This is a genomic window from Sinomicrobium weinanense, from assembly GCF_018863395.1.
GTDB lineage: Bacteria > Bacteroidota > Bacteroidia > Flavobacteriales > Flavobacteriaceae > Sinomicrobium > Sinomicrobium weinanense.
In genome coordinates this window covers 389937-409124 of sequence record NZ_JAHKRR010000003.1, presented here as the reverse complement: position 1 = coordinate 409124, position 19188 = coordinate 389937, and the positions used below count along the sequence as shown (strand labels likewise).

The following is a 19188-nucleotide window of genomic DNA, read 5'->3' as shown; positions in this document are numbered from 1 at the left end:
GGTGAAATTAAAAAATCCTTCCAGGTTAATGAAAGGATTTTTAAGAAGTTTTTTAATGTTTTACAAGGGGATATTACTTGGCTATTGCAGGCTCCACCCATTTGAATATATGCGATTCCTGGGGGATGACCAGCCTTTCGGATACCCTGAGCATCCGTGCAGGCAGTTTCATCAGGTAATCCCGGGCTTTTTCGGCTTCGTCGGTAAGGTCAGTCATCTTGTCGATCTGCCACTTGTCGATCAGCTTTTGAATGATGTCCACATAGTCGTTGGCGGTATATACCCCGACGCGCTGGGCCGAATCGGAAAACTGTTCCCAGGCCGCACCTATCTTGTGTCCGGACTCCCGTAAAAAGTGGGCGGGCATGGTGATCTTCTGTTTCATCATGTACTGGAAAGCCAGCATCATCTGGCTCGGGTCTACCTCGAAAATACGCTTTACAAATTCGCTGTAGGCGTGGTGGTGGCGCATTTCATCACCGGAGATGATCTTGCACATCTTGGAAAGCCTCAGGTTGCCGTACTTTTTGGCCAGTTTGGCCACCCTGTTGTGCGAAATATAAGTAGCCAGTTCCTGAAAACTCGTGTATACAAAATTTTTGTAGGGATCGGTATCGGTACCGATGTCAAATCCGTCATTGATGAGGTGGTGGGTGGTGCGCTCCACTTCCTTCATGTTTACCCTTCCGGAGAGGTAAAGATATTTATTGAGCACGTCACCATGGCGGTTTTCTTCTCCTGTCCAGTGCCGTACCCATTTGGACCAGCCGTTCCGTCCTATCTGGTCTATGCCTTCCACATCCATCAGCCAGGATTCGTAAGTGGGCAGGGCTTCTTCGGTGATGGTATCCCCGACGAGCACTACCCAGAAATCATAGGGCATTTCCTTGGCGAGTTCGCGCAATTCCCTGACCTCTTCCATAAAACTTTCATTTTCGGAATCGGGCAAAAAATCGCTGGGTTGCCAGATCGTATCGACCGGGATCAAAAACTTATCCACATAGGTATCAATATCTTTTTCCAGAAGCTGCATTACTTCCAGTCGAACATTCTTAATAGACATAATGACTTTATATTATTATTCCTTGTTTTACAGCGTTTTCCGTTCTCTCCATAATTTCTTTGAAAGGAACATTCTGGATGGCAAATGGTTGTTGTATGGTGAAGGTCATTTGGTTACACAAAGTTAGGGGAAAATTACCGTTTTTAACAATTTTCCACGAGTTATTTATGGTTAACGGTACAATGTATGCGGATGTTGCATATTTGCAGAGTATTTTTAGTCCGTTTTCTGAAAATTTCCTGGGAACACCGTTCTTACTGCGTGTCCCTTCGGGGAAGATCACAGCAGACCGGTTGTGCTTTTCGATGTATTCTGCCATTTTTTTTATCGCCGGAAGGGCCTGTTTGGGATCTTTGCGGTCTATCAGCACAGAACCTCCGTGCCTCAGGTTGTACGAGACACTTGGTATCCCCTTGCCGAGTTCCTTCTTGCTGATGAATTTGGGATGGAACTTGCGCATATACCAGATGATCGGCGGAATGTCATACATGCTCTGGTGGTTGGAAACGATAATAAGAGGTACGCCTTCGGGAACGAGGTGCAGGTTTTCGAATGTACAGGTGGTGCCGAGAATATTGGTACAGCGGACCAGGAAGAGGTTGAGGATGGAAACACTCTTTTTGTGTGCACTGTATCCGAACAGGTTCAGGCAGATCCACTGTATGGGGTGGAATACGACCAGTGAAATCCCGAAACACAGGTAGTACAAGGCAGTTAGGGGATAAGACAGCAATTTTTTCATACTAAGGGTTTAACAAAATAGGGCCTCCCCGGAGGACTGGCCGCGCAAATATAACTTACTGAATAGATTAGCCGGTTTTATTTTTATGATTTAGCCTTTCTTTAACGATCTTTTCGTCCGCTTTGAGATAAATGATCTTTTCCGGGGGAAGAGGCACCGGATGATCGAAGAACAATACCTGCCCGTGATATAACCCCCGTATGAGATAGTGGCCGCCTTCGAAGTAAGATTCTTTTACCCTGACTTTCAGGTGCGACTGTTCTGCTACGTGCAGCTCATGAGTATAGACAAGGACTTTATCGCCGGGTTGTCCGTTATTTCCGGGGGGGAGGAGCAGATCGGGCCGAATTTCATTGACTTCCCCGAACAGGGAGGCGGTGTAGCTACTTCCCGGGTTTTGATAAAGGCGTTGCGGCGAATCTTCCCGAACGATCCTGCCGTCCTTTATCACCAGGGTCTTATCGGCATGGGCCAGGGCGTCCACGCTGTCGTGAGTAGCGATAATACAGGTGATCTGTTTCTTTCGGAGGAAGGCAAAAAGGTCCCTGCGCAACTTGCTTTTCCGGAAACTGTCTATGTGACTGAATGGTTCGTCCAGCAATAATAGTTCCGGTTTCAGTGCCATGGCCCGGGCCAGGGCCACCCGCTGCTGTTGTCCGCCGCTGAGGTTGCCGGGCCTGGAGTTGGCGTATTCCGTAAGTTCTACCATCTCCAACAGCTCGTCTATCCGTCGCTTTTTTTCTTCCGGGTAGAAATTAGACAGGAATTTCCCCACATTTTCACTTACCGTGGTATATGGCATCAGGTCAAAATCCTGGGCGAGGTATTTTATGTAAGATTCGCCCGGGACGAGGTTATAAGCAGGCCCCAGTATTTTCTTGCCTTTCCAGCGTATTTCTCCCTGTTCCAGGTCATGGAGGCCATATACAGCGCGGAGCAGGGTGCTTTTTCCCGAACCGCTTTCCCCGATCACGGATATGATCTGCCCCGGTTCTGCCTTGAAACTCACAGCATCAAGCACAGGGTTTTCCGTAAAACGAAAGGAAATATCTTGAACTTCTAGCATGTTCTTTTCCTGATTTTAGACAAAGATAGTCGCTTTGTTAAAAGTTTCAAGTTTCAGGTTTCAAGTTTTGATCCATGAGAGTTCCATTACTCCCTTCCGGAGCAACAACACCCTTTGAAAAGAACTAAAGTTCCCCCCTTGAGGGGACAGGGGGGTGTTCTCCTGGCCGGTAAGATCTGATTCAATGCCGCCACATCTTAACACATTCTTGTTCTTTTCAAAACATTCTCTTAAATAATTGTTAAAACAGGCTCCGTATTTTTGAATCGCAACTAAAATCCTAAAAAACTGAAGAAAAATGAAGCTACCAAAAGAACTTAGCCTGCTGGCCTGTGCGGCAATACTGTCCTCCTGTATATCGGATGATGTTCCCGGAGACGGGGGAGAAAATCCTCCCAAAGGAAGTGCCATAGAACTGAAAAACCATTCCATGACCCCGAATCTTGTGGTAAAAAAACCCGGCTTTAACAATCTGGAAGTATACAGTTTGCTGAGTTCCGAAGACACTCTTGAACAATCTCCCGGTTTTGTTTACGGAAGTATGGCCGACGGAGCCGGAGTGTATAAGAATGCAGACGGTACCTATACCCTGATAAACAATGCAGAAGCCGATTATTCCGTAATGCGTATTACGCTCGATTCTACTTTCAAACCGGTTAAAGGAGAATATATATTGAATTCGGTAGCCACTGCAAACACCGCCCAGTGCTCCGGAACCCTGGTTATGCCGGAGGAACACGGATTTGGCCCGCTGTACCTGAGCGGTGGCGAATGGGGAGGCTCTTCTACCAATGTTTTTGCCACAGACCCGGAAAGACCGGCAGCTATGGCAGATGCAGGAACCGTATTACCGGCAATGGGGCAATGGACCGTAGAGAATGCCGTGCCTTTGCATAAAGATGCCTATCCCGGAAAAACCGTTGTCCTTATAGGCGACGACAGTGCAGGTGATGCCGGAGGGCAACTGGCCATGTATGTTTCAGAAACGACCGGAGACCTGGAAAACGGCAAACTGTATGCACTGAAGATCGATGATATGGATGGCAATACCATATATCCGAACGATGTGGCCGAAGGCGGGGAATTTTCCGTAACCTTTGAAGAAATGGAAGAAAGGACCTACGATGCCCTGGAAGCGGAATGTATAAGCAAGGGGATCACCGGGTTTAACCGTGTGGAGGACATCGATTACAGAAAAGGCTCTCCGGAAAATAACCGGGAAATATACTTCAATGCCACCGGGAGGACAGCGTATGAAGATATCCGGTCTAAATACGGAAGGACTTATAAGTTGATACTCGACGAAGACAATCCCCTGAAAGGAAAGCTCTCTGTGGCCCTGAACGGGGACGACCTGGAAGGCCCGGCAAAAACGTTCCACAGCCCGGACAATATCCTGGTTACTGAAAATTATGCCTATATCCAGGAAGATCCCAACGGATATGCCGATAATATACACAAGGAGCACGACGCATATCTCTACCAGTACAATTTGCGTTCCGGAAAGCTGAAAGTGGTGCTGGAAAGCGGTCACAGGCTGCCCGAGGCCGTAAACAACGGTTATGCTTCTGCGGACGACCGTTACGGAAAATGGGAGCTTACCGGAATGATAGATATATCGGATGTCATCGGTGTAGATGGTACTTTTATCCTTATTCAACAGGGGCACTCCTGGCATAACGATGCCTTCCTGAACCCGGATGGTGCAGGTTCGCCCGAAGACAGCAGCAATGAAGGAAGCATTATGTTGGTTCTGAAAGGGTTAAAGAGATAAATGGATCAATTATTTTGCAAATGGATCAAAGGGGCTTATTTCCTAAGCCTCTTTCTCTTTTTATCCGGAGGGTGTAAAAAGGAGGCCGGTACAGCAGTTACGGATTATGAAACCGAGCTGAAAAAGCAATATGCCCAAGGCATAGACAAGACGATAGAAGCCGTGAAAATGCTCAGAGACACCTCTGACACGGAGCAGTTACGAGCGTCGTTCAAACAGGCCCGCTATGCTTTTAAAAGTATAGAGCCCCTGGTTTCTTTCCTGAAGAAAACCACCTATTCCGCTCTCAATCAGCCCAATTTACCTGAGGTTGAAGAAGGAGACAATGCAAGTAAAGCCATCCCCCCGATGGGGTTCCAGGTCATAGAAGAGGTACTTTTTCAGGAACATCCCGATCTCGGGGAGGTGTACCGGCAGGCCGATAATATGGTAAATACCCTGGTGCTGGAAAAAAACAATACAGCTTTGCAGAACATCAAAGATCATCATTTTCTTTGGATGTTCAGAGAAGCACTGATCCGGGTGGCCTCCCTGGGGATCACCGGTTTCGACTCGCCTGTTATCGGTAATTCCATGCCCGAAAACGCAGCGGTCCTGTATGGTTTAAAGGAGTATTTACACATTTATAAAAACAGGTTTTCCGATCCCGGGATCTACGAAGAATGGGAAAAACAGCTAACAGCTTCGGCGCAAATGCTTGAAAATGCGCATAGTTTTGACGATTTTGATCGCTATACTTTTATCCGGGAACACATTCACTCTGCAATAAGGCTTTGGAAAGAGACGGTCCGGGACTGGGGTGTGACGTTCCCGATGTCTACCAAACTGAATAATAACGCCAACACCCTTTTTTCGGCAGAAACATTCAACGTGGTGCAATTCGGCCCGGTATACGGAAAAGAGATCACCGAAGATATGATCCGGCTGGGGGAGGCTTTGTTTTACGATAAAAGTCTTTCTAAAGACAACAGGATGAACTGTGCCACCTGCCATCAGCCGGAAAAAGCGTTTACCGACGGGCTGATGAGATCCATGGGAAATAAAGGCAAACCGGTACAACGTAATGCTCCCACCCTGCTGTACTCAGGCTTGCAGGCTGCCCAGTTTTACGACGCCAGGGTGGCCAATCTCGAAGGGCAGATCACCGATGTGGTGACCAACGAAGATGAATTTCATTCCGACTTGAAAAACCTCCTGGACTATGTAGAAACCAATGAAACATACAAACAGCAGTTTAAAGCAGTGTACAAAGGAGGTATAAACCACAAGACAGTACGGAATGCCCTGGCATCTTACGTACGCAGCCTTTCACCTTTTAATTCCAGGTTCGACAGGAATATTTCGGGTGTGGAAAACAACCTTACAGCAAATGAGGTCAACGGGTTTAACCTTTTTATGGGAAAGGCAAAATGTGCTACCTGCCATTTCGCCCCCGTTTTTAACGGAACGGTGCCTCCCTATTTTGCCAAGAGCGAACTGGAAGTATTGGGAGTGCCCGCTGCCGTAAAATGGAAAAATGCAAAAATAGACGAGGATACGGGAAGGTATCAGGTGTATGGAGCCGCGTTAAAGAAATATGCTTTTAAGACCCCCACGGTAAGAAATGCAGCCAAAACTGCACCTTATATGCACAACGGGGTATATACCACTTTAGAGGAGGTCATGGAGTTTTACGACAAAGGAGGAGGGGCCGGGATAGGTATAACGCTGGAAAACCAGACTTTGCCCCCGGATTCCCTGGGCCTTACCGATAAGGAAAAGGAAGATGTTATTGCATTTATTAATACATTGACGGATACATACTAAAATTAAAAAAGGGATATCCGTATTGGAAATATCCCTTTTTTGTATTCTTATTACCGGGGCTCTTAATGATCCGAAATGCACATCAGGCTGGAGACCAGGTCGTTGTTTGAAATATGGCAGGCCATTAATTTTTGCTTTCCCCCGGTCCCGGGAATAAACGGTTACATGGAAGAAGTATAGAGCTCCCTAGAACCATGGCTTTTTACCTGCCTGGTAGGTGTTGTAAAACTCCTCGTCTGATTTGGTAAGGTAGATGATGCCTTCTATTATACCTATAATTCCACCAATACCACAGAGAAAAGACAGCAGGATCTGGATAATCCCTTCTTTATTGTATCCGAGGATAAATTTATGGATACCCAAACCTCCTACTACAATGGCCAGTACCCCGGCAAGGATTTTTTTATTGTCCTGGCTGCTCACGGTTTCTTTTACAGCATTGCTGAATTCTTTGGCCGTTTCTTTGGCCTCATCGCCTATTTCCTTTGCAGTATCCTTGGCCTTTTCAGAGAAGTCTTTTTCTTCTTTGTTTTCTTCGTTTTTGTTTTCTTCACTCATAACTGGATTGATTTCGAATTGATTATAATGTTAAAAATATGAAAATTTTGTTATTCCCCTGCGTTGCACCTTATTTTTTTATCTTTTGCCTGATCAGAGGTTGTAGAATGCCCTTATTTTATCTACGATCGTCTGTGCCAGTTTTATATGGCTTTCAAAGGTCCATCCCGCCACATGGGGGGTCAGTAATACGTTATCTGCCTGCATAAGGTATTGAAAAGCCCCGGGTACCCGGCCTTCTGAAAAAAGGGACTCAAAGGAGGTTTTTTCGTATTCCAGCACATCCAGTGCAGCGCCCAGGACTTTTTTGGCCTTCAGGGCATCCACGAGATCTTGTGTTACCACGCTCTTTCCGCGGGCGGTATTGACCAGCCAGAAAGGTTTGGCAAAAGCGTTGATAAAGTCGCGGTCCACCATTTTTTCCGTGAGCGGGGTCTGAGGTGTATGAAGGCTTACCACATCGGCTTGTTCCTGCAATTCTCCCAGGGAAACCTGGGTGGCATTTTCATCGCTCATGCCAGGAAGGATGTCGTGGCAAATGATTCGTGTATCAAAGCCCCTGAGTTTTTTAGCAAAGGCTTTTCCCATATTGCCATACCCGATGATGCCCACTGTTTTTCCGTCCAGTTCGTGCCCGCGGTTGGCTTCCCGGAGCCATTGGCCCGTACCGATCTCCCGATGGGACTTGTTGAAATTGTTAAAAAGAGAAAGCAGCATGCCCAGGGCATGTTCCCCTACGGCATTGCGGTTCCCTTCCGGAGCTGCGATGAGATGAATCCCCTTTTCTGCTGCGTATTCACAGTTTATATTTTCCAGGCCGGCACCTACTCTTGCGATAAACTGCAAAGCCGTGGCCCTGTCAAGGAATTGCCGGTCTATCTTAAAACGACTGCGTATAACAATGCCCTGATAGAGGTGTATTTTATCTTCCACTTCTTCCTTGGATGAAGTATGGTCTTCGTGGTTTTCAAAACCCGATTGTTCCAATTGTTCCCATAACAGGGGATGGTTGCTGTCCAGATGGAGTATCTTTACTTTTTTCAATGTAGTGTGCTTATGGTTTTTAAATAAGACAGACCAAAATTAGAAGTTTTTGGATGAAAAAGTAAAGTCCTAAAAGAAAATAAATTATAGGAATGTAATAACGTAAAAAATCCTTATATTTGCACCCTCCTTTTCGCAAGGAGTTTTTAAATTAATAATCGGGGTCGGGAACCCCATTTAATTAATGTATTATGCCTGTAAGAATAAGATTGCAAAGACACGGTAGAAAAGGTAAGCCTTTTTACTGGATCGTAGCCGCGGATTCACGCTCAAAAAGGGATGGTAAATTCCTGGAAAAACTGGGAACATACAACCCGAACACCAATCCTGCACAGATCGACCTCAATGTGGATAACTCTGTAAAGTGGTTGCAAAACGGTGCTCAGCCTTCAGACACAGCCAAAAGGATACTCTCTTACAAGGGTGTGCTGCTGAAAAAGCACCTGCTTGGAGGTGTGGCTAAAGGCGCGTTGACCGAAGAAGAAGCCAATGCCAAATTCGAAGCCTGGCTGGAAGAAAAAACCGGTAAGGTAACGGCCAAAGAAGAAGGGCTGACAAAAGCCAAAGAAGAAGCTAAGGCCAAGGCGCTGGAAGCAGAAAGGGAAATTAGCGAGAAGCGAAAAGCAGAAGCCGCTCCGGCCGAAGTTGAAGAAGCTGCACCAGAAGCAGAAGCTGCTCCTGAAGCTGAAGTAAGCGAAGAAGCCGCCCCCGAAGCAGAAGAAGAGGTAAAACAAGCCGCTCCTGAAGCAGAGGCAGAACAAGCTGCTCCTGAAGCTGAAGCAGGTGAAGAAGCATCTGACGAAAAGAAAGAAGCTGCAGAGTAATAATTTGGAAGGGATGAAGAAAGAAGATTGCTTCTATCTCGGAAAAATTGTCAAAAAATACAGCTTTAAGGGGGAGGTGCTGGTAAAACTGGATACCGATGAACCCGAATTGTACGAAAAACTGGAATCAGTGTTCATTGCTTTAGGCAATGACCTGGTTCCTTTTTTTATTGAAGCGTCTTCGCTCCACAAATCCAACCTGCTTCGCCTCCGGTTGGAAGATGTCAGCACCGATGAAGATGCGGATGCACTGCTGAGATGTGAACTCTACCTCCCGTTATCTGCCCTTCCCGAACTTTCGGGCAATAAATTCTACTTTCACGAGGTCATAGGGTTTACCGTAGAGGACGAGCGTTTCGGGCAGGTCGGGCTCATTGCGGGAGTGAACGATACTACGGCCCAGCCCCTGTTTCGGATTGACCGTGACGGCAGGGAAATACTCATCCCTATGAATGATGAATTTATCAAAAAGGTCGACCGTAATAACAAAACCATTCTGATGAGCACCCCCGAAGGGCTCATTGACCTGTATCTGTAAATTTCCGGCCTGGCCCTTTCCGGCGATCTTCCCGATACTTATGTTTGCCATGCCCCGGTAATCCCGGAATATAAATTTTATCCTATGTCAGATAAGCCTTTTCACTTCAAGAAATTTACCGTAAACCAGGACCGGTGTGCCATGAAAGTAGGGACGGACGGTGTATTGCTCGGTGCTTGGGCAGATGTGTCCGGTAATCCCTTTTCAGTGCTGGACATAGGGGCAGGAACAGGGCTTATAGCACTTATGCTGGCACAACGCAGCGATGCCGGTGTTGTGGATGCCGTGGAAATAGAGGACGCAGCCTATGAACAATGTGTCGGTAATTTTGAAGACTCTCCCTGGAACGACCGTTTGTTTTGTTATCATGCTTCCATTGTTGAGTTTGCTGGTGAGATCGATGATACCTACGATCTTATTGTCTCCAATCCTCCTTTTTATACCGAAAATATATCTACCGGCGACAAACAACGCGATATGGCCCGGTCTGCCGCATCGCTTCCTTTCAGGGAATTGCTGGAGTGTGTGTCTTCCCTGCTTTCGGAAGAAGGCAGTTTCAATGTCATTATCCCGTATCGCGAGGAAGAAGGTTTCGGGAAACTGGCGGAGCAATATCGCCTGTTCCCGTACAGGATCACCAGGGTAAGGGGGGCTGAAGAAGGGGATGGAGCTGAGATCAAAAGATCACTGCTTGCATTCTCTTTCAAACAAAAAGAAACATTTGTCGATGAGTTGACCATCGAAAAAGGCAGGCATCAATACACTGAAAAGTATGTAAACCTCACCCGTGATTTTTACCTTAAAATGTAACCGGTCTGTTTCCGCCCGCCATAACTCCGGTTCTTATTTTAGCTCTTTTCCTTTTTATATATTTGTGACATTAATGATAAAGTAATGTTGCTCATACGCAGGGAGTGAGGTATTTTTTACAAGCCATAAACAAAAAGAATGAAAGCCAAACGTACCATCCGGGATATAGCAAATGAATTGCAGTTGTCCATCACCACCGTTTCTCTCGTGCTAAACGGCAAAGCCAGACAAAACAGGATCAGCCAGGAGGTCATAGACCGCGTCCTGAAGTTTGTCAAGGAAGTAGATTACCGTCCCAACCATTTTGCCCGAAGCCTCAGGAACGGCAAGTCCAAGATTATAGCTTTTATGGCCGAGGATATCTCCAACCCCTTTTTTTCCAGTGTGGCAAGGCTTATAGAAGACAGCGCCAATAACAGTGGTTATAAGATCGTCTATTGCAGTACGGAGAACAACACCGAGAAAACCAGGGAGCTCATCAGGACCTTTAAGGACAGGAGGGTGGATGCCTATATTATTACCCCTACCGAAGGCATAGAAAAAGACATAGAAACACTGGTGACCAACCGCATACCGTTAATGCTGTTTGATCGTTATTTCACAGACCTTTCCACGGGATATGTGGTCATAGACAACGAGCAAAGTACCTGCACGGCCATTCAGCACTTCATAGAGCAGGGGTACAGGCAGATAGGTTTTGTAACGCTCGATTCCGACCAGACCCAGATGTCGGGCAGGTATAAAGGCTACATACGGGCCCTGGAGGCTTCCGGGCTGCCCAGGTTTGTCCTTCGCATACCCTATGGTAGTACAGAAACCTCCATTATTGATGCCATCATCAATTTTCTTGCTGAAAACCGGGAGATAGACAGCCTGTTCTTTTCTTCCAATTATCTGGGTATTAGTGGTCTAAAGGCCCTGAAGAAGAAAAACTTATCCATCCCCGACGATATTGGGGTTATTGCCTTCGACGACAGCGAGGTGTTCCGTATGCACACACCAACGATCACAACAGTTACACAACCTGTCGAGGAAATTTCCCATAAACTGGTAGAAAGTGTCCTTAATCAGCTCAGGCATGAAGAAAGCTCGGATGACATTCGCAAAGACAAAATAAAACTCCCCGCAAAGCTGGTGGTACGCGAATCTACTGCAAGAAAAAAATAAAACGAAAGGCAGTCTTGTTACCACAATTTGGCAACCTTCCCGGTAAAACGATCTTCTGTACAGAGGGTAAACTATGGGCAAAACCAAGGTTACACTTCTAACTTCGTACCTCCAACTTCGTATTTCCTTCCGGAGTCTCTGTTTTCTTCTAAAAAACCACACTTGTCAAATCTTTAGTTTTACGAAGGAATAATTAAGGTTTGTGCAAAAAAAAGACCCGTGCTTTGCCGGATAGATTTTTTTTCGTAAAATAGCACAAAAATTGTTCAGAATGCTGTTGGAAGAGTTCGATGTGTTTTTCGGAAGAAAACTGGAAAGACCGGGAAAGCTCCTAAACTTTTCAAAACATTGCTAAAACGTTTTAGCTAAAAAATGGACTAATGCGAAATGCTTCCGAATAATACCGGCTTTAATCCCGGAAATATTCCGGGTCTTTGATAATGAACCGAAAAAAAATATGCTGTGAAATCTATAATTCCGTTTTTCTTTTTCCTGGTTTCGGGGGTGCTGCTGTATGCTCAGAACACTGCGAATACCCCCGGGAACAACAATCCGGTATTTGAAGGCTGGTACGCCGATCCCGAAGGTGTGATCTTCGAAGGAAAATACTGGATCTATCCTACCTATTCAGCTCCGTATGACAAGCAGGTGTTTTTCGATGCCTTTTCTTCCCCTGACCTGGTGGAGTGGACAAAACACAGCCGTATACTGGACACCTCAGCAATAAAATGGGCAAAACGGGCCGTGTGGGCCCCGTCCATTATTGAAAAAGACAATCGTTATTTCCTGTTCTTCGGGGCCAATGACATACAGAGTGATAAAGAATACGGCGGGATAGGAGTGGCAGTGGCCTCCCGTCCGGAAGGCCCTTTCCGGGACCATCTGGGCAAACCCCTGATCGATAAATTTCACAACGGGGCACAACCCATAGACCAGTTTGTGTTCAGGGATACAGATGGTAAGCATTATCTTATTTATGGAGGGTGGCAGCATTGCAACATAGCCCGGCTCAATGACGATTTTACCGGATTTATCCCTTTTGAGAACGGGGAAACCTTCAGGGAGGTCACACCGGAAAATTATGTAGAAGGCCCTTTTATGTTTATCCGGAATGGCAAATATTATTTTATGTGGTCTGAAGGCGGCTGGACAGGTCCGGACTATAGTGTGGCCTATGCTATTGCCGACTCCCCGCTGGGCCCTTTTAAACGTATCGGGAAGATATTGCAGCAGGACCTGGAGATCGCTACCGGGGCCGGACACCATTCCGTGATCAGGGTACCCGGAAAAGACAAATGGTATATTGTGTATCACAGGAGGCCGCTCGATGAGACCGACAAGAATTCCAGGATAACCTGTATTGATGAAATGCATTTTGACGAAGAAGGCCATATCCTGCCCGTGAAGATCACCAATGAAGGCGTAAAAAGCGCGCCTTTGGGATCCGGTACGGAAGAATCCGGGAAAAACAATTAAATTTAGACAGTTTCTGAGAAACTAGGTAATCAACTTATTCAATATCCGTAAAAATTAAATAATGTCGTTTCAGATCAAAGAACAATCCAAGACCTATGATATCTGTATCGTAGGCTCCGGTGCCGGAGGCGGGATGGCCGCACATGTCCTTGCCGAAGCCGGATTCAAAATAGCGCTGATGGAAGCGGGCCCTCATTTCGATCCCAAAAATCCAGAACAGCGCACCCAGTTGCGCTGGCCCTGGGAATCCCCCAGGCGTGGTGCCAGTACTGTGAGGCCTTTCGGTGATTTTGACATGGCCTATGGCGGATGGGAAATCAACGGGGAACCCTATACCAAGGAAGAAGGTACTGAGTTCGATTGGTTCCGTTCCCGGATGCTCGGTGGGCGTACCAATCACTGGGGCAGGATATCCCTCCGTTTCGGTCCGCTCGATTTTAAGCGAAAAGACTATGACGGCAAAGGAGATAACTGGCCGATCGGCTACGAGGATGTAAAACCGTATTACGACAAGGTAGACAAACTTATCGGAGTGTTCGGAACAAGGGAAAATATCCCCAACGAGCCCGACGGTTACTTCCTGCCACCTCCCAAACCAAGGCTGCACGAACTTTACATCAAAAACGGTGCTCAAAAAGCAGGAGTACCCATGATTCCTTCCAGGCTTTCGATCCTTACCAAAAGAGTGAACAACAAGAGGGGGGCGTGCTTCTTTTGCAGCCAGTGTTCCAGAGCGTGCAGCGTGTATGGCGATTTCTCGTCCTCTTCCGTACTGGTCAATCCTGCGATGGAAACCGGGAATGTAGACCTTTATGTAAACGCCATGGTACGCGAAGTGCTCACCGACCAGGAAGGAAAAGCCACTGGTGTTTCCTATGTCAATAAAGAAGACCTGCAGGAATATACCGTAAAAGCAAAAGTGGTGATCATGGCTGCCAGCGCTTGTAGCTCCGCCAGGATATTGCTCAATTCCAAATCTTCCGCACACCCTAACGGGCTGGCTAATTCCAGCGATGTCATGGGGAAATATCTTCACGATTCTACCGGGTCTTCGCGAATGGGGCTTATCCCCAGCCTGCTGGACCGCAAGCGATATAACGAAGACGGCGTGGGAGGAATGCATCTCTATACGCCCTGGTGGCTCAACGACAGCAAAAACCTCGGATTTACAAGAGGATATCACATAGAATATTGGGGAGGAATGGGCATGCCCGCCTACGGCTTCGGTTTTAATATGGAGGCCATGAACGGCCAGGTTCCCGGTAAGGACGGCAAGATGAAAAAAGCAGGAGGTTATGGCCTGGACTTCAAGAACGACCTGCGCAGATTTTACGGAGCCACATTCGGTATGGCCGGCCGGGGTGAAAGTATCCCGAGAAAAGAGAATCGCTGTGAAATTGATCCGAATGTAGTGGACAAATACGGTATTCCCGTACTGAAATTCCACTACAAATGGTCAGATGAAGAACGCAAACAGGCCAGGCATATGAACGATACCTTTGAAGAGGTCATCCATGCCATGGGCGGTATTGCCCTTGGAGAAAAGCCCGGCGAGGAGAGCGATCATGGCCTGGAAAACCCCGGAAGGATCATACATGAGGTAGGAACCACCCGTATGGGGAACGATCCGAAGACCTCAGTGCTGAACAAATTCAACCAGGCACACGATGTTCCCAACCTGTTCGTCGTAGACGGAGGCCCCTTCGTGTCCCAGGCCGACAAAAACCCTACCTGGACCATATTGGCACTGGCATGGAGGGCATCGGATTACCTGAAGGAAGAAATGAAAAAAATGAATATTTAAAAGAGTTGATGAGTTGATAGTAATATTAAACAACAAAATACAAAAAAACTCCAGGACCCCCAAACTCCGGGACTCTTCAACTAAAAAACTATAAAAACTAACAAATGGACAGAAGAGAAACCATAAAGACCCTGGTCATAGGTGGTGTGGCCTCCGGACTCATGCTCCATGGCTGTGTGCCGGGTGAAGAAAAAAAGGAACAGGCGGCCGCTCCGGAAAACACTGACAGTGGAGAGGATTACGGGCGTACACCCGAGGAAGCTGCCCGGGATGCAGAACTCAATAGCAAAACCTTCTTTACCGAACACGAGATGGGAACGATAGCTGTTCTGGCAGATATGATCATCCCGGCCGATGAAACTTCCGGTTCGGCCACAGATGCCGAAGTTCCGGAATTTATAGAATTTATTGTCAAAGACATCCCGGAGCACCAGATCCCTCTGAGGGGAGGATTGATGTGGATCGATCGTGAGAGCGGTTTGAGGTATAACAAGCAGTTCCTTTCCTGTTCTGAAGAAGAACGAAAAACGATAGTCGAAGATATCGCCTACCCGGAAGAGGTAAAACCGGAACTTAAGCCGGGAGCCATATTCTTTTCCAGGCTCAGGAATCTTGTGGCCACAGGTTTCTATACCAGTAAAATGGGCATTAAGGACCTGGGTTATGTAGGGAACACCCCCAATGAATGGAACGGCGTTCCCCAGGATGTACTGGATAAACACGGACTGGCCTATGACGAAAAGACCCTGCAGCAATGCATAAAACCGGAAGAGCGGGGAGAGATCGCAAACTGGGATAATTATGAAGTATAAGCCCCTTTTCCGAAACTTCAAAAAAAGAACTTTTTCATGTTTTAGATTGTTTTGTTAAGCTCTGCCGCAGGTATTTCATCTGCGGCCGGTTTACAATGCTTTTTCAGAAAATAATCCTTTCCCGTCAGACCGGGTACCTCGACGAAGGAGCAATGCGTTGTCCTGAGCCCCCCGGTACTTCGACAAGTATACTGGGTTTTATCGAAGTGCTTGGTGCAGGCAAACTCAGGATAAACTAAAAGAGTATCGGAACCCGCAAAGTAGGCTCTTTTGAGACTTATATTAAACTGACGTTAAGGTCATGCTTCCTCCTTCGAAAAGATAAAATAACCTATAAGAGGCAGAACAGTATGAAAAGTTATGAGGTCAGTCACCTAATTTTACGAAAGTCTTAAATAAATAACTCTTTTTTTGCGAGATAGATTTTTTTTCGTAAACTAGCACCGTGCTAATAAAGTGTTAATTTTTGTGCTGGCGTTTATACCCGAATGGCGGACTTAAATAGACGCTAAATGTTTTATTTTAATGCTAAAACGTTTTAGTAAAAATAATATGTAAAACATTCAGGAAGCTGGGATAATCAGAAGTATTTTCTGGCCCCCTGCCTGACAGGTATAACTCCCTGATTTTTTTGGATTATTTGCTGAAACGTTTTAGTAATGACCTGGCTTATTTTTTAGCCATCCAAACCTTAAAATTAACTTTAAATCTAAACTATCATTCATGAAAACTATTCTGAGGAAAGAGCTTGTGTTCTTTACGGCCCTGTTTTGTATAGGGATAGCACAGGCCCAGATCACGGTTTCCGGAACCGTGTCTGATGCAGCCGGACCTTTACCCGGAGCAAATATCGTAGTAAAGGGTACGAACAATGGTGCCCAGACCGATTTTGACGGGAACTATACCCTATCGGGCGTGGCTGAAGATGCTGTTCTGGTCTTTAGCTATATCGGGTTTAAAAACCAGGAGATCCCGGTAAACGGACAAAGCACGATCGATGTAACTCTCCAGGAAGATACCCAGGCACTCGATGAGGTCGTAGTAGTAGGGTATGGGACCCTGAAAAAGAAAGAGATCACTTCGGCTGTAGCTTCGGTAAAGGCCAAGGATTTTAACCAGGGCGGGGCGCGGTCTCCCATGGACCTTGTCCAGGGTAAAGTGGCCGGATTGAATATAACCCGTACTCAGGGGAACAACCCCAACTCGGGAGCATCGATCCAGTTACGGGGGGTTACCTCCCTCAAAGGGACCCGGTCTCCTCTTGTGGTGATTGACGGAATACCCGGAGGCAACCTGGACCTGCTGCAACAGGACGATATAGAGTCCATCGATGTGCTGAAAGACGGATCTGCCGCGGCGATCTATGGTACCCGGGGAAATGCCGGGGTTATTTTGATCACTACCAAAAAAGGCAAAGCAGGAGACCCCCGTTTTGAATATAACACCTATTTCCAGAGGGAATTTGTAGATGAAAAACCGGATTACCTGAGCGCTTCCGAATTCCGGGACCTTATTTCCCAGGGAGTGATCTCGGAAGATCAGGACTTCGGCTATAATGTGGATCTGTATGACGAACTGATCGACAAGCAAAACCTTAGCCAGTACCATAACTTCTCAGCTTCAGGGGGAAGTGAAAAAAGTAATTACCGGGCTTCGCTTTATTACAATGATGCCAATGGTATAGCCAAAGAAAACGGACGGGAACAGTTCGGAGGCCGTGTGAACTTTAATCAAAGGGGATTGCAGGACCGTTTGCATTTACAGGTTAATATGGCAGCCAATTTCAACAAAGCCAATTTGCTCGGAGGAGGATATGAATTAACAGATAGAGGAGATTGGGATAAAACCACCGGAAGCGATTTTGAGCAGGCCATACAGCGAAATCCTACGGCTCCTGTTTATAACGAAGACGGGAGTTTTTATGAAACAGAGGGCTATAACAATTATAACCCCCTGTCACGATTGGCACATCGTAAACTGGAACGCGATCAGCAAACCTTTTCCGGCGATGCCCGGCTGACTCTGGACATTATCGACGGACTGTCAGCTTCCGCATTCGGTTCGTATGTACGTAACACTTATAACACCCGTCATTACCGGTCTACAAAAGACTGGGACCAGATACGGAATTACCAGGGCACGGGCTATGCCTCGAAATTCAACTATTTGAACTGGTCAAAAACATTTGAGACCACAATTAACTACAATAAGACCTTCGGGGACCACACCATTGCGGCCCTTGCCGGTTACAGTTACCAGTATTCAACAACGGAAACCTTCAATGCTTATAACAATGGGTTCACCAACGATGGTTTCATGGACTGGGACCTGGGATCCGGGGATGCACTTTATAACGATCAGCGGCCCAATCCGGGAATGGGAAGTTTTAAGGAAGACAATAGGCTTATTGCATTCTTTGGCCGGGTCAATTATTCATTCATGGATAAATACTTTGCCCAGGTCATCCTGCGCCGGGAAGGTTCTTCCCGTTTCGGGGCGAATCACAAATGGGGTAATTTCCCGGCTGCTTCCGTCGGATGGGCCATAAGCGAAGAGGACTTTATGAGCAATATCCCGGAAATAAGCAATTTAAAGTTAAGGATAGGATATGGGGTAACCGGTAACCAGGGGATCCCGAACTATCAGTCGCTGGTAAGCCTCAGTACAGGAGGGGTATACCCGCAGTACGGAACATTCTATCAGACTTATGGTGCCAGGCGTAACCCCAACCCGGACCTTCGATGGGAGGAGAAAAAAGAATGGAACTTTGGTCTGGATTTCGGAGTGCTGGACAACCGTATAAGCGGATCCCTGGATGTATATAACCGTTTAACGACAGACCTGTTATACGACTATTTTGCACAACAACCATCATTTGTACACGACAGGATCTACACCAATGTGGGGTCGTTGCGCAACAAAGGGGTGGAGATCGTTATTTCCGCGACTCCGATTCAAAAAGATGATTTTAGCTGGAATGTGGATTTTGCCGCGAATTCCCAGATCAATGAACTGGAACAACTGTCTAATGACGTTTTCAATGCCAACTGGCTGGAATTTGCAGGCCTCCCCTCCCCCGGAAATCTCGGGCCCGCTATCCGTCTTGAAGAAGGAGGAGCAGTCGGTAATTTCTATGGAAAACGGTTTGCCGGGTTCACTGATGACGGAAAATGGCTGTTCTATAAAGCGGACGGGTCTACCGGTTTAGCTTCGGAAATGAATGAAAACGACCTTACCGTTATAGGAAATGGGGTTCCCAAGTATCAGGCATCCCTGAATAACACTCTGACCTACAAGAATTTTGACCTGACCATCTTTTTCAGGGGAAAATTCGATTTTGATATCCTCAATACAAAAGACATGTATTTCGGTAACAAGAAATGGCTTCCCAACAACCTGTTGAAAAGTGCTGTTACCACACACGATCAGCTGGATGATGATCCACAATATTCGGATTACTATATAGAGAAAGGAGATTTTGTGAAACTGGACAATATTACCCTGGGATACAATTTTGACCTTAAAACAAAGTATATCCGTAATATGCGTGTTTATATTACCGGTAGGAACATAGCTACATTTACGGGATATAGCGGTATAGATCCCGAGTTGGAAGATACCGGTTTTGAACCCGGGATCGACAGCAGGGGCTTTTATCCCAGGACTAAATCCTGGACCATAGGTTTAAATGTTGGATTCTAAAA

Annotated in this window: 15 protein-coding genes; 10 read left to right on the top strand and 5 right to left on the bottom strand. The window is 46.6% G+C overall.

Annotation, left to right across the window (positions count from 1 at the left end):
• Positions 1 to 73 precede the first annotated feature (73 nt).
• The 3 genes from KN811_RS11285 to KN811_RS11275 form a co-directional block, all read right to left on the bottom strand.
• Positions 74 to 1063 (bottom strand): acyl-ACP desaturase, encoded by a 990-nt coding sequence (locus KN811_RS11285; RefSeq protein ID WP_187964614.1) that lies wholly within the window; start codon positions 1061 to 1063, stop codon positions 74 to 76.
• 7 nt (positions 1064 to 1070) lie between these two features.
• Positions 1071 to 1805: a lysophospholipid acyltransferase family protein gene (locus KN811_RS11280; protein WP_187964613.1), complete on the bottom strand. Its 735-nt coding sequence runs from the start codon at positions 1803 to 1805 to the stop codon at positions 1071 to 1073.
• 67 nt (positions 1806 to 1872) lie between these two features.
• The gene (locus KN811_RS11275; RefSeq protein WP_187964612.1) at positions 1873 to 2871 is read right to left on the bottom strand and encodes an ABC transporter ATP-binding protein; all 999 of its coding nucleotides are present in this window, start codon (positions 2869 to 2871) and stop codon (positions 1873 to 1875) included.
• A gap of 298 nt (positions 2872 to 3169) precedes the next feature.
• On the opposite strand from KN811_RS11275, the gene KN811_RS11270 reads away from it, so the two are divergent.
• Together KN811_RS11270 and KN811_RS11265 are read left to right on the top strand one after the other, a co-directional pair.
• Entirely contained in the window at positions 3170 to 4645 is a 1476-nt protein-coding gene (locus KN811_RS11270; protein ID WP_187964611.1) for a PhoX family protein, read from the top strand.
• A complete protein-coding gene (locus tag KN811_RS11265) occupies positions 4646 to 6451 on the top strand; it encodes a cytochrome-c peroxidase (RefSeq protein WP_187964610.1) in 1806 nt (601 codons plus the stop codon).
• 186 nt (positions 6452 to 6637) lie between these two features.
• Here the strand turns inward: KN811_RS11265 and KN811_RS11260 are convergent, their stop codons facing one another.
• Together KN811_RS11260 and KN811_RS11255 are read right to left on the bottom strand one after the other, a co-directional pair.
• Entirely contained in the window at positions 6638 to 7009 is a 372-nt protein-coding gene (locus KN811_RS11260; protein ID WP_187964609.1) for a TM2 domain-containing protein, read from the bottom strand.
• 93 nt (positions 7010 to 7102) lie between these two features.
• Positions 7103 to 8053 (bottom strand): 2-hydroxyacid dehydrogenase, encoded by a 951-nt coding sequence (locus tag KN811_RS11255; RefSeq protein ID WP_187964608.1) that lies wholly within the window; start codon positions 8051 to 8053, stop codon positions 7103 to 7105.
• 191 nt (positions 8054 to 8244) lie between these two features.
• Here KN811_RS11255 and KN811_RS11250 point away from each other — a divergent pair, with 191 nt between their 5' ends.
• The 8 genes from KN811_RS11250 (at position 8245) to KN811_RS11215 (ending at position 19186) form a co-directional block, all read left to right on the top strand.
• On the top strand, positions 8245 to 8877 hold the full coding sequence (locus tag KN811_RS11250) for a 30S ribosomal protein S16 (protein ID WP_187964607.1): 633 nt from the start codon (positions 8245 to 8247) through the stop codon (positions 8875 to 8877).
• Positions 8878 to 8890: 13 nt separating this feature from the next.
• A complete protein-coding gene (gene rimM, locus KN811_RS11245; protein WP_187964606.1) occupies positions 8891 to 9415 on the top strand; it encodes a ribosome maturation factor RimM in 525 nt (174 codons plus the stop codon).
• Between the two features lie 84 nt (positions 9416 to 9499).
• Positions 9500 to 10225: a tRNA1(Val) (adenine(37)-N6)-methyltransferase gene (locus tag KN811_RS11240; protein WP_187964605.1), complete on the top strand. Its 726-nt coding sequence runs from the start codon at positions 9500 to 9502 to the stop codon at positions 10223 to 10225.
• Between the two features lie 138 nt (positions 10226 to 10363).
• Entirely contained in the window at positions 10364 to 11392 is a 1029-nt protein-coding gene (locus KN811_RS11235; RefSeq protein WP_187964604.1) for a LacI family DNA-binding transcriptional regulator, read from the top strand.
• Positions 11393 to 11854: 462 nt separating this feature from the next.
• Entirely contained in the window at positions 11855 to 12868 is a 1014-nt protein-coding gene (locus KN811_RS11230; RefSeq protein ID WP_187964603.1) for a family 43 glycosylhydrolase, read from the top strand.
• 61 nt (positions 12869 to 12929) lie between these two features.
• Entirely contained in the window at positions 12930 to 14672 is a 1743-nt protein-coding gene (locus tag KN811_RS11225) for a GMC family oxidoreductase (protein ID WP_187964602.1), read from the top strand.
• Between the two features lie 104 nt (positions 14673 to 14776).
• Positions 14777 to 15484, top strand: coding sequence for a gluconate 2-dehydrogenase subunit 3 family protein (locus KN811_RS11220; protein WP_187964601.1), 708 nt, complete (start codon positions 14777 to 14779; stop codon positions 15482 to 15484).
• Positions 15485 to 16207: 723 nt separating this feature from the next.
• Entirely contained in the window at positions 16208 to 19186 is a 2979-nt protein-coding gene (locus tag KN811_RS11215) for a SusC/RagA family TonB-linked outer membrane protein (RefSeq protein WP_187964600.1), read from the top strand.
• Positions 19187 to 19188 lie beyond the last annotated feature (2 nt).